Below are 11,962 nucleotides of genomic sequence, written 5' to 3' on the forward strand. Positions count from 1 at the left end.
CTAACAGATACAGATTAAAGATACAAGGCGCTACTCCTGTGGAGTGGCGTTTTTTTGTTGGCAGTCGTTAATCTCCGAATACTCAGCTTGGGTGAGCTTTCCTGAGATTTGATGGCATGGGTCCGATAGGGTAATCGAGAGGGTGTGTTGCTCAGCTTTAAGCAAGTCGAGTTCTCCAGAAGCCTCGCCATTGAGCGTTTGAACCCTTTGTTCGCCTTGCTCTGCTGATGATGCACCAATAATATGCATCGGTTCGAGAGTGAAGCGCCCACGGTCAAAATGCGCATTAAGCTCTGGAATTTCAAACACGTTATCAGTCGATGTTTCAGAAAGCTTGTCATTAAAGGTCATCACACCCTGGCGAACGCTGCCAGTGAGTTGCCCTGTGGTTGAGTAACCGAGCATCAGTGAGTCGCCATATAAACCTGCGGCTTGAAGTTCAAACTCGCCATAGCCGGTTGCATCGAGTGGTAATTCAAGTCGCTGCAGCATAGGCGCAATGGGTAACCCATCGGCAGAAATATCTAAGCTCCATGGCTTGCTGATTTGGTTAAAATCGAGCGTTGCATTGGCTTCAATGTAGCCATTCCTGAGTGGTGCAAACAGACGAGTCAGCGTCCATTTTCCTTGTTCGCTATTCATCTCAACCACAGGCTGTGCGCTGAGAATATTTTGGTAGCTGGCATCATTGGCGCTCGCCATCAGCTTCCCTTGCCACAAGCCCAGTTTTCTATCTTGCAGCAGTTGAACTTGATGCCCCTCGACATGTAATCCAGAGACCTGCCAGTAAGGCGTTTGTGCTAGTTGGATAAGTTGGCTGCGTTCTATATTAAGTCGGTTAATCTCGACGTTCTGGAGCTGTGTGAGCCAAGGCAATAGGCGAGCGGCCGGTAGAGGGCTATCTTGGTTTTCGGTAATCCACTTGATGCCTTGCAGGTCGAGCTGCGCCAATTGAATGCTGCTAGGGGCGACTTCGCCATTGAGCTGAACAGTGCCCTGCAGGAATTGAGTATAGAAATCCTCAATCAGAATCCGGTTTGCTTCTAGGTTGAGCTTGAGGCTTGGCTCGATGAACATGTCATCATCAATGGTCACTCCTTCTGCCTGTAGAGAAAAAATGGCTTTCTGTTGTTTCCAGATTTCAAAAGGCAGTTGGATATTTTCTAATGAGGCATCAAAGGCAGCGAGGTGGCCATCTTGCCACTCTACGTCGCTACGCAGAATATCTAAGCTATTGATGTGATTAATCTTAATGCCTGCAACATCCCACTCTTTGCTTAGTAGGTTTTGGGTCTGTTCCTGATTGAGTCGTAAGCCATCGACGGTCACGTTCACCAACGACCAATCTTGTTGATACTGCTCTGCTTGACCGGAAATCTTGGCGCCACGCCAGTCAAATGAAGCACCATAAAGCGTGCTATCGCTAGGTTTTAAGTCTAGGTCAATCAACAGATTATCGAATGCTTCACCTTGCCAATACAGTTGTGAGGCAGAGAGTTGGGTTTTTCCATAAGGGAGAAGTGAGTTGTCGTTGTTCCATTTTGGGGCGGAGATCTGCAGGTCGATGCCTCGCGCATTAAACTCTGGCGTCGAAAAGTCGAGATTGTTGATGGCCAGCTGGTGGAGCTTGATGTTTGGTTGGGTAAATAAAGAAGTCAGTGTTTTTAGATCGTCTGCCTCTAATTGTAGGCCGCTGATCAAAACAGATTCAAAGACCAGTTTGGCCTCTGTCATCGAGCTGGGGCTGAACCAAAGATCGATCTTGTCGATATACAGAGGTGTTTGCTTTTCTGGTTGGCTTTGGGTAATGCCCATTAAGGTGATGTGATAAGGCGCCTGATACTCAACATCTTCAATGAATACAGGTTGTTCAATCGTATGTTTGATAAAAAAGTTGGCAACATCCGCACGGTATTGGGTCTGCAGGCTTAATAGCAGCGCTGCGATAGTTGCAACGGCGATAGCCAACACAATGCCGAACACCATGAATACCTTTTTCATTCCCTGAAAGCCTTAAATTTCAATAGTCTTAAAACAGAGTGGAACAAAAAGGGTCAAGCATCAACAAAAAAGCCCCTCAAAAGAGGGGCTTGCTACAAAAATATCATTTTAAATTGGGCGTTTGCTTTTGGCTAAGCCCGAGCAGATGGTTGGATTAGTCCAGTTGAGGACCAGCTGCAACCAGTGACTTACCTTCAGCGTTGTCTGTGTACTTATCAAAGTTGTTGATGAAGCGCTCGGCTAGATCTTTCGCTTTGCTTTCCCATTGTAGAGGGTCAGTGTACGTATCGCGTGGGTCAAGGATCGCTGGGTCAACATCGTGCAGCGCTAGTGGCACTTCTAGGTTAAACATAGGGATAACCTTAGTTTCAGCGTTGTCGATTGAGCCATCTAGGATAGCGTCGATGATGCCTCGCGTATCTTGGATAGAGATACGTTTACCAGTACCGTTCCAACCTGTGTTCACTAGGTAAGCTTCAGCGCCAGCTGCTTCCATACGCTTCACAAGCACTTCAGCGTACTGAGTTGGGTGGAGAGTTAAGAATGCCGCACCAAATGCAGCAGAGAACGTTGGCGTTGGCTCAGTAATACCACGCTCAGTGCCCGCTAGTTTTGCAGTGAAGCCAGAAAGGAAGTGGTACTTCGTTTGCTCTGGAGTCAGTTTAGAAACGGGTGGCAGTACACCGAATGCATCAGCAGTCAGGAAGATAACCTTTTGAGCGTGACCGGCTTTTGATACTGGTTTAACGATGTTATCGATGTGGTGAATTGGGTAAGAAACACGAGTGTTCTCAGTTTTTGAACCGTCATCAAAATCGATAGAACCATCACCACGAACTGTTACGTTTTCTAGTAGTGCATCACGACGGATTGCATTGTAGATTTCAGGTTCTGCTTCTTTAGATAGACGAATCGTCTTCGCGTAACAACCACCTTCGAAGTTGAAGATACCATCGTCATCCCAACCGTGCTCATCATCACCGATTAGCTCACGCTTAGGATCGGTTGAAAGCGTAGTTTTACCTGTACCAGATAGACCGAAGAAGATGGCTACATCGCCTTTCTCGCCGACGTTTGCACTACAGTGCATTGAAGCAATGCCTTGCAGAGGAAGCAGGTAGTTCATCATTGCGAACATGCCTTTCTTCATCTCACCGCCGTACCAAGTACCACCGATGATTTGAACGCGCTCTGTTAGGTTGAAAGCAACGAAGTTTTCAGAGTTTAGACCCTGCTTTTCCCAGTTAGGGTTAGTTGTTTTAGCACCGTTCATTACCACGAAATCAGGTTCGAACGTTGCTAGCTCTTCGTCAGTTGGACGAATGAACATGTTCTTAACGAAGTGCGCTTGCCACGCTACTTCAGTGATAATACGCACGCTTAAGCGCGTATCAGGGTTAGCACCACAATAACCGTCGATGACAAACAGACGCTTGCCAGATAGCTGAGTTGTTACAAGCTCTTTCAGCTCGTCCCATACTTCAGTGGTAATCGGTTTGTTGTCATTTTTGCCTTGATCTGACCACCACATGGTATCGCGTGTTGTGTCATCTTTAACAATGTACTTATCTTTTGGTGAGCGGCCAGTAAAGATACCAGTATCAACCGCAACGGAGCCTAGTTCCGTTACTACGCCTTTTTCGTAGCCTTCTAGACCCGGCAGTGTTTCTTCAACGAATAACTGCTCGTAGCTAGGATTACGAAGAACTTCGGTAACGCCAGTCAGTCCGTGCTTAGTTAGATCAATTTGTGCAGCCTTAGTATGTTCCATAACGGTCATAGGTGCTCCTTGTAGGATATTTTGTAGGGATTTTGTAATAATTTTTTATTGTTATCTGCTCACCATGCTAGCAACGAGGCTCGGGGGAAACAGGGATACAGCTCAAAAAATATCCATATTAACCTTGGGGTTTTAAGCGCCTCGTCACATATTGGCCCAACTAGTCTATCCTGTACGCAAACCTTTGCGCTAGGGGCGAGAACATTATTAATTGATTAAAATTAAGCGGTGATTTTATTACGAGATGTTACGGAGTTTGCGCTATTTTGATCACAAAAAAGGCCAGCTGAGTGCTGACCTTTTTGGGGTAAATTACGTGTTTTTGGTACGCCGTAAATTAATGAACCGTATTGCTGCCTTTATCTGCTGCTTCTGCGTACAGTGCATCAACATCATTCTTGTCGAACGAGTAGTTTGTGCCACAGTAATCGCAGTGTAGACCAACGCTTCCTTCGGTGCTTAGGATGTCGTAGATCTCTTCTTGAGCAACAGTAATGATTGCTGCTGCACTTCGATCGCGTGAACAGCCACAGAAGAACTCAACCGGTTGTGGTGTGAATAGCTGTACTTTCTCTTGGTTGTACAAACGGTAAAGCAGTTCGTTCGCTTCTAGAGTGAATAGCTCTTCGTTTTTCACGGTGTCTGTTAGTTGCTCTAGGTGCTCGAAGTCGTCTGGAGTACCGGTGCCGTCAGGCATTACTTGTAGCAACATACCTGCAGCGTGTGCTTTGCCTTCATGCTCGCCAGTGCGCAGCCATAGACGAGTCTTAAGCTGTTCAGAGTTAGCGAAGTAGCCTTCAAGCACTTGTGCAAGCGTGTCACCTTCAAGACCAACGATACCTTGGTAACGCTCACCTTTCTTAGGATCGATAGTGATCACTAGATGACCTTTACCCATTAGGGCGTGTAGACCTGCGTCGTCTGCGATATCGCCTTCAAAGCGAGCAACACCACGGATCTTCTGATCGTGATCGCCATTGATAACTGCTAGAGATACTGGGCCGTCACCTTGCAGCTGCATCGTGATAGAACCTTCAAACTTTAGGGTCGCCGTTAGTAGCGTCGTTGAAACCAGTAGCTCACCCAACAGCTTTTGTACTGGAGCTGGGTATTCCTTGCTAGAAATAATCTGTTGGTACGCTTCGTCCATCTGTACCAATTCACCACGTACTGATAGGTCTTCAAATAGGTAGCGATTTAAAACATTACTTGTAGACATTGGGTCTGCCATTTGGCTATTCCTTCTAGCTTATTGAGTCTTGAACTTGATGATGTCACGACGTTGCTTTTTATCTGGACGACGTTCTGGTGCTGGGCTATGAGCATTTAGCTTGCGCTGTTGTGCAAACTCTTCTCTTTTTGCCAAGCTTTCGGTGGTTTCTTCATAGAGGGTTTGAGCGATCGGGGCTCCACCACGATGGGCTGAGATTTTCTCGATCGTTACCGTCTTTTCTTCATTACCTTGGCGCAGTGTAATCACAGCCCCAAGTTCGACAATTTTACTTGGCTTGCTGCGCTGACCATTATAGTGGACTTTGCCACCATCGACCATGTTGCGAGCAATAGACCGGGTTTTGTAAAAACGAGCTGCCCACAACCATTTATCGAGTCTGACAGCTTCATTAGCAGTTTTCATATAGGGCTGTGCCTTATTAAGTGAGAAATGAATGCGGTTTAACTGTAACGAACAGTGCGCAACATGTTTTTGATGATGCTTATCACATTAAGTAGAAGCTTAAAGTGGAGGCGGTTGGCATTTTTTTCAAGTCATAATACAAAATAGCCATGTTATGCCGATTTATCGATTTGCTATGATATAGTTCAGGATCTTATTGCTTAAATAAGCTTGGTATCGAACGAATGAATAAAAAAGCTGAAAGTTTAATGATTTGCAGCGTTTGTCGTCATGAAAAGGGACTAGGAAAGTGAACTTTTTAGAGCTCAAAAATCGCGTAGGGAATTCTCCTATGTTGAGCCGCTTATTAGAGAATGGATTTGTACTTCAGCAGAAACTAAGCTTAGCGACCTGTTGTGTATTGATTGCAGCTTCCGCATGGATCTTAGGGCAGCTTGCATGGTTTATCGAACCTGCTGAGCAAACTATCGCGCCTTGGACAGCAACGGCTTCATCGTCTTCAGCACCTCAATCGACCCTTGATATCTCTTCTTTGCAGCAGAGCAACATGTTTGGTGCTTACAACCCAAGCACGCCCGCTGTGGTTGAACAGCAAGTTATCCAAGATGCGCCTAAGACGCGATTAAACCTCGTTTTAGTGGGTGCAGTCGCGAGCTCGAATCCAAAACTGAGCTTAGCGGTGATCGCCAATCGCGGCACGCAAGCGACCTACGGAATTAATGAAGAGATTGAAGGCACTCGAGCCAAGTTAAAAGCGGTATTAATCGACCGCGTTATCATTGATAACTCAGGACGAGACGAAACCTTGATGCTTGAAGGTATTGAGTACAAGCGTTTGGCTGTATCAGCGCCTGCGCCACCTCGTAGCTCTTCTTCGGTTCGTGGTAATAATCCGGCTTCTGCAGAAGAGAAGCTTGATGAAATTAAAGCGAAGATAATGAAAGATCCGCAACAAATCTTCCAATATGTTCGACTGTCTCAGGTGAAGCGTGACGATAAAGTGATCGGTTATCGTGTGAGCCCTGGCAAAGATTCAGAACTTTTTAACTCTGTTGGGCTCCAAAACGGAGATATTGCCACTCAGTTAAATGGACAAGACCTGACAGACCCTGCTGCTATGGGCAACATATTCCGTTCCATCTCAGAACTAACAGAGCTAAATCTGGTGGTCGAGAGAGATGGTCAACAACATGAAGTGTTTATTGAATTTTAAAACTTTGCGTCTAACGAAGGACGAAAGTGTAGGAGAAGTACGTGAAGCATTGGTTTAAGAAAAGTGCATGGTTATTGGCAGGAAGCTTGATCTGCACACCCGCAGCCATCGCGAGTGATTTTAGTGCCAGCTTTAAGGGCACTGACATTCAAGAGTTTATTAATATTGTTGGCCGCAACTTAGAGAAGACCATCATCGTTGAACCTTCGGTACGCGGGAAAATTGATGTGCGCAGTTATGACGTACTCAATGAAGAGCAATATTACAGCTTCTTCTTAAACGTATTAGAGGTGTATGGCTACGCGGTCGTTGAAATGGACTCGGGTGTTCTTAAGATCATCAAAGCCAAGGATTCGAAAACATCGGCAATTCCAGTCGTTGGAGACAGTGATACGATCAAAGGCGACAACGTGGTGACACGTGTTGTGACGGTTCGTAATGTCTCGGTGCGTGAACTTTCTCCTCTGCTTCGTCAACTAAACGACAATGCAGGCGCGGGTAACGTTGTGCACTACGACCCAGCCAACATCATCCTTATTACAGGCCGAGCGGCGGTAGTAAACCGTTTAGCTGAAATCATCAAGCGTGTTGACCAAGCGGGTGATAAAGAGATTGAAGTCGTTGAGCTAAAGAATGCTTCTGCGGCAGAAATGGTACGTATCGTTGATGCGTTAAGCAAAACCACTGATGCGAAAAACACACCTGCATTTCTACAACCTAAATTAGTTGCCGATGAACGTACCAATGCGATTCTTATCTCAGGTGATCCTAAGGTACGTAGCCGTTTAAGAAGGTTGATTGAACAGCTTGATGTGGAAATGGCAACCAAGGGCAACAACCAAGTAATTTACCTTAAATACGCCAAAGCAGAAGATTTAGTCGATGTGCTGAAAGGCGTGTCGGACAACCTGCAATCAGAAAAGCAATCTTCAACCAAAGGCAGCTCATCGCAACGTAACCAAGTGATGATCTCCGCTCACAGTGATACCAACTCGTTGGTGATTACCGCACAACCGGACATCATGAATGCGCTTCAAGATGTGATCGCACAGTTGGATATTCGTCGTGCTCAAGTATTGATTGAAGCCCTAATTGTCGAGATGGCAGAGGGTGATGGCATTAACCTTGGTGTGCAATGGGGTAACCTTGATACTGGTGCTGTGATTCAGTATGGCAACACAGGTGCGTCAATCGGTGGCGTAATGGTTGGTTTAGAAGAAGCGAAAGACACTGAAACGACCACCGCAGTCTATGATGATAATGGCGCCTTTTTGCGTAATGAAACGACCACAGAATCCGGTGACTACTCAACGTTAGCTTCTGCTCTTTCTGGCGTTAATGGCGCGGCAATGAGCGTAGTGATGGGTGACTGGACTGCCTTGATCAGTGCAGTAGCGACCGATTCAAATTCAAATATCCTATCTTCTCCAAGTATCACCGTGATGGATAACGGCGAAGCGTCGTTCATTGTGGGCGAAGAGGTGCCTGTTTTAACTGGCTCGACCGCAGGCTCAAGTAACGATAACCCATTCCAAACGGTTGAACGTAAAGAAGTGGGTATCAAGCTAAAAGTCGTGCCACAAATCAATGAAGGTGACTCAGTTCAGCTGCAAATAGAACAAGAAGTATCGAACGTATTAGGCGCAAACGGGGCAGTAGATGTTCGTTTTGCTAAGCGTCAGCTAAATACGTCAGTGATTGTTCAAGACGGTCAAATGCTGGTGCTGGGTGGCTTGATTGACGAGCGAGCGCTGGAAAGTGAATCTAAGGTGCCGTTCTTGGGCGATATCCCTGTTCTAGGACACCTGTTCAAATCAACCAGTACTCAGGTTGAGAAAAAGAACCTAATGGTCTTCATCAAACCAACCATTATTCGTGATGGTATGACAGCCGATGGTATCACGCAGCGTAAATACAACTTCATCCGTGCTGAGCAGTTGTACAAGGCTGAGCAAGGACTGAAGCTGATGGATGACGATAATATTCCAGTACTGCCTAAATTTGGCGAAAGCATGAATTACCCGGCTGAACTTCAAGCCTTCATTGATCAGATGGAAACAGAATAATGGCTGAATTGGTAGGGGCGGCACGTACTTATCAGCGCTTGCCGTTTAGCTTTGCGAATCGCTATAAGATGGTGTTGGAGTATCAACATCCAGAGCGCGCACCGATACTTTATTATGTTGAGCCACTGAAATCGGCGGCGATCATTGAAGTGAGTCGTGTTGTGAAAAATGGTTTCACGCCACAAGCGATTACTCTCGATGAGTTTGATAAAAAACTGACCGATGCTTATCAGCGTGACTCGTCGGAAGCTCGTCAGCTCATGGAAGACATTGGTGCTGATAGTGATGATTTCTTCTCACTAGCGGAAGAACTGCCTCAAGACGAAGACTTGCTTGAGTCAGAAGACGATGCGCCAATCATCAAGTTAATCAACGCGATGCTGGGTGAGGCGATCAAAGAAGGTGCTTCGGATATCCATATCGAGACCTTTGAGAAGTCGCTATCGATCCGCTTCCGTATTGATGGTGTGCTGCGTGATGTTCTTGCACCAAGCCGTAAATTGGCGCCGCTGCTCGTGTCACGTGTAAAGGTTATGGCGAAGTTGGATATTGCAGAAAAACGCGTGCCACAAGACGGTCGTATTTCTCTGCGTATTGGTGGTCGAGCGGTCGACGTTCGTGTATCAACCATGCCTTCATCACACGGTGAGCGTGTGGTAATGCGTCTGTTGGACAAAAACGCCACTCGTCTAGACTTGCACAGTTTAGGTATGACAGCAGAAAACCATGAAAACTTCCGTAAGCTGATTCAGCGCCCACATGGCATTATCTTGGTGACTGGCCCGACAGGCTCAGGTAAATCAACGACCTTGTACGCTGGCCTGCAAGAGCTTAACAGCAACGAACGCAACATCCTTACCGTTGAAGACCCAATTGAATTTGATATTGATGGCATTGGTCAAACACAAGTGAACCCTAAGGTTGATATGACCTTTGCGCGTGGTTTACGTGCGATTCTTCGTCAAGATCCCGATGTGGTAATGATTGGTGAGATACGTGACTTAGAGACCGCAGAGATCGCTGTTCAAGCCTCTTTGACCGGTCACTTAGTGATGTCGACCCTTCACACCAATACGGCAATCGGTGCAATTACGCGTCTGCGTGATATGGGCATCGAACCCTTCTTGATCTCTTCTTCGCTGCTGGGTGTTTTGGCTCAGCGCTTGGTTCGCACCCTGTGTAACGACTGTAAAGAACCTTACGAAGCGGATAAAGAACAGAAAAAACTGTTTGGGTTGAAGAAGAAAGACAGCCTAACGCTTTACCATGCCAAAGGGTGTGAAAGCTGCAGTCACAAAGGCTATCGAGGCCGTACTGGTATTCATGAGCTATTGATGATTGACGATTCGGTACAAGAGCTGATTCACAGTGAGGCTGGCGAACAGGCGATTGAGAAAGCAATTCGTGGCACAACACCAAGTATTCGAGATGATGGCTTGAGCAAAGTTCTGAAAGGGGTAACGTCCTTAGAAGAAGTGATGCGCGTGACCAAGGAAGTCTAGTATGGCGGCATTTGAATACAAAGCACTGGATGCCAAGGGTAAGAGCAAAAAGGGCTCGATTGAAGCGGATAACGCTCGTCAGGCTCGCCAGCGCTTAAAAGAACAAGGCTTGATGCCGGTTGAGATGACCGAAGCCAAGGCCAAAACAGCGAAAGGTGCACAGCCTTCGACTAGCTTTAAGCGTGGTATCAGCACGCCAGACCTTGCTTTGATTACTCGCCAAATTTCCACCTTGGTGCAATCAGGCATGCCGCTAGAAGAGTGCTTGAAAGCCGTGGCGGAGCAATCTGAAAAGCCACGTATTCGAACCATGTTACTGGCGGTTCGTTCGAAGGTAACGGAAGGTTATTCGCTAGCCGATAGCTTGGCTGATTACCCACATATCTTTGATGAACTGTTTAGAGCCATGGTCGCGGCTGGTGAGAAATCGGGTCACTTAGATGCGGTATTGGAGCGACTGGCTGATTACGCAGAAAACCGTCAGAAGATGCGCTCTAAGTTGCTGCAAGCGATGATCTACCCTGTGGTGCTGGTGGTGTTTGCGGTGACGATTGTTTCGTTCCTGCTGGCAACCGTGGTACCTAAGATCGTTGAACCGATTATCCAAATGGGCCAAGAACTTCCTCAATCGACACAATTTTTATTGGCATCGAGTGAATTTATCCAGAATTGGGGCATCCAATTACTGTTGTTGATCATCGGTGTGATTGTGTTGATTAAGACCGCTCTGAAAAAGCCGGGTGTTCGCATGAGTTGGGATCGCAAGCTATTAAGCATTCCACTGATCGGCAAGATCGCGAAAGGGATTAATACCTCTCGTTTTGCACGAACACTCTCTATCTGTACCTCGAGTGCGATTCCTATTCTTGAGGGGATGAAAGTAGCGGTCGATGTCATGTCGAATCACCATGTTAAACAGCAAGTAACACAGGCGTCAGATAGCGTTAGAGAAGGGGCAAGTCTGCGTAAAGCGCTTGATCAAACCAAACTCTTCCCTCCAATGATGCTGCATATGATCGCCAGTGGTGAGCAGAGTGGTCAGTTAGAGCAAATGCTAACAAGAGCGGCAGATAACCAGGATCAAAGCTTTGAATCGACCGTGAATATCGCGTTAGGTATCTTTACGCCAGCACTTATCGCTTTGATGGCAGGCTTAGTACTGTTCATTGTGATGGCGACTCTGATGCCGATGCTTGAAATGAATAATTTGATGAGTGGTTAATCAACTGCTCATAAGACGTTAGTTTTTGGATTAACGAGAAGAAGGACATTATTACCTTCAACTCGCTGTCTGTAATTTGGAGAAAATAATGAAAAACAGAATGAAGAAACAATCAGGCTTTACCCTATTAGAAGTGATGGTTGTTGTGGTTATCCTTGGCGTATTGGCGAGCTTTGTTGTACCTAACCTATTGGGTAACAAAGAGAAGGCTGACCAACAAAAAGCCATCACTGATATTGTGGCGCTAGAGAACGCGCTAGATATGTACAAACTGGATAACAGCGTTTACCCAACAACGGATCAAGGTCTTGATGCATTGGTTTCTAAGCCAAGCAGCCCAGAGCCTCGTAACTACCGCGACGGTGGCTACATCAAGCGTCTGCCAAACGACCCATGGGGTAACGAGTACCAATACCTAAGCCCTGGTGATAACGGCACTATTGATATTTTCACTCTTGGTGCTGATGGCCAAGAAGGTGGTGAAGGTATTGCGGCGGATATCGGCAACTGGAACATGCAGGATTTCCAATAAGCTTCAGCTT

The 11,962-nt window shown here is 46.4% G+C and carries 9 protein-coding genes; 5 read left to right on the top strand and 4 right to left on the bottom strand.

From position 1 onward, the window contains the following. Positions 1-30: 30 nt before the first annotated feature. The 4 genes from AB4161_RS06620 to hslR all read right to left on the bottom strand — a co-directional run bounded on the left by AB4161_RS06620 (position 31) and on the right by hslR (position 5,417). A complete protein-coding gene (locus tag AB4161_RS06620) occupies positions 31-2,001 on the bottom strand; it encodes an AsmA family protein (protein WP_372083052.1) in 1,971 nt (656 codons plus the stop codon). Between the two features lie 154 nt (positions 2,002-2,155). Next, complete coding sequence (gene pckA / locus AB4161_RS06625; protein WP_136977385.1) at positions 2,156-3,781, bottom strand: phosphoenolpyruvate carboxykinase (ATP); 1,626 nt, start codon at positions 3,779-3,781, stop codon at positions 2,156-2,158. 337 nt (positions 3,782-4,118) lie between these two features. Next, positions 4,119-5,012, bottom strand: a complete 894-nt coding sequence (gene hslO, locus AB4161_RS06630; protein ID WP_017063067.1) for an Hsp33 family molecular chaperone HslO — start codon at positions 5,010-5,012, stop codon at positions 4,119-4,121. Between the two features lie 18 nt (positions 5,013-5,030). Continuing rightward, on the bottom strand, positions 5,031-5,417 hold the full coding sequence (gene hslR / locus AB4161_RS06635) for a ribosome-associated heat shock protein Hsp15 (protein WP_017062490.1): 387 nt from the start codon (positions 5,415-5,417) through the stop codon (positions 5,031-5,033). Positions 5,418-5,748: 331 nt separating this feature from the next. On the opposite strand from hslR, the gene gspC reads away from it, so the two are divergent. From gspC to gspG, 5 genes are all read left to right on the top strand, one after another. Continuing rightward, positions 5,749-6,630, top strand: coding sequence for a type II secretion system protein GspC (gene gspC / locus AB4161_RS06640; RefSeq protein WP_017062489.1), 882 nt, complete (start codon positions 5,749-5,751; stop codon positions 6,628-6,630). A 41-nt stretch (positions 6,631-6,671) separates the two neighbouring features. Next, positions 6,672-8,696 (top strand): type II secretion system secretin GspD, encoded by a 2,025-nt coding sequence (gspD, locus tag AB4161_RS06645; RefSeq protein ID WP_372074881.1) that lies wholly within the window; start codon positions 6,672-6,674, stop codon positions 8,694-8,696. Then, on the top strand, positions 8,696-10,198 hold the full coding sequence (gene gspE / locus AB4161_RS06650; RefSeq protein WP_102394588.1) for a type II secretion system ATPase GspE: 1,503 nt from the start codon (positions 8,696-8,698) through the stop codon (positions 10,196-10,198). The genes gspD and gspE overlap by 1 nt, the downstream gene beginning before the upstream one ends. Before the next feature lies 1 nt (position 10,199). Beyond that, positions 10,200-11,420 carry a type II secretion system inner membrane protein GspF gene (gene gspF, locus AB4161_RS06655; RefSeq protein ID WP_017062486.1) on the top strand — a complete coding sequence of 407 codons (1,221 nt, stop codon included), beginning with the start codon at positions 10,200-10,202 and terminating at the stop codon, positions 11,418-11,420. Between the two features lie 88 nt (positions 11,421-11,508). Then, positions 11,509-11,952 carry a type II secretion system major pseudopilin GspG gene (gene gspG, locus AB4161_RS06660; RefSeq protein ID WP_017062485.1) on the top strand — a complete coding sequence of 148 codons (444 nt, stop codon included), beginning with the start codon at positions 11,509-11,511 and terminating at the stop codon, positions 11,950-11,952. Positions 11,953-11,962 lie beyond the last annotated feature (10 nt).

Origin of the sequence: Vibrio sp. 10N.286.51.E5 (genome assembly GCF_041469125.1) — a bacterium.
In the GTDB taxonomy this organism is placed as follows: domain Bacteria; phylum Pseudomonadota; class Gammaproteobacteria; order Enterobacterales; family Vibrionaceae; genus Vibrio; species Vibrio crassostreae_C.

What these genes read in the sequence shown, in the direction of transcription:
- gspF (WP_017062486.1), top strand. Translation starts at nt 10,200, where the DNA reads ATGGCGGCATTTGAATACAAAGCACTGGATGCCAAGGGTAAGAGCAAA.
- gspC (WP_017062489.1), top strand. Translation starts at nt 5,749, where the DNA reads ATGTTGAGCCGCTTATTAGAGAATGGATTTGTACTTCAGCAGAAACTA.
- hslO (WP_017063067.1), bottom strand. Translation starts at nt 5,012, where the DNA reads ATGGCAGACCCAATGTCTACAAGTAATGTTTTAAATCGCTACCTATTT.
- hslR (WP_017062490.1), bottom strand. Translation starts at nt 5,417, where the DNA reads ATGAAAACTGCTAATGAAGCTGTCAGACTCGATAAATGGTTGTGGGCA.
- pckA (WP_136977385.1), bottom strand. Translation starts at nt 3,781, where the DNA reads ATGACCGTTATGGAACATACTAAGGCTGCACAAATTGATCTAACTAAG.
- gspG (WP_017062485.1), top strand. Translation starts at nt 11,509, where the DNA reads ATGAAAAACAGAATGAAGAAACAATCAGGCTTTACCCTATTAGAAGTG.
- AB4161_RS06620 (WP_372083052.1), bottom strand. Translation starts at nt 2,001, where the DNA reads ATGAAAAAGGTATTCATGGTGTTCGGCATTGTGTTGGCTATCGCCGTT.
- gspE (WP_102394588.1), top strand. Translation starts at nt 8,696, where the DNA reads ATGGCTGAATTGGTAGGGGCGGCACGTACTTATCAGCGCTTGCCGTTT.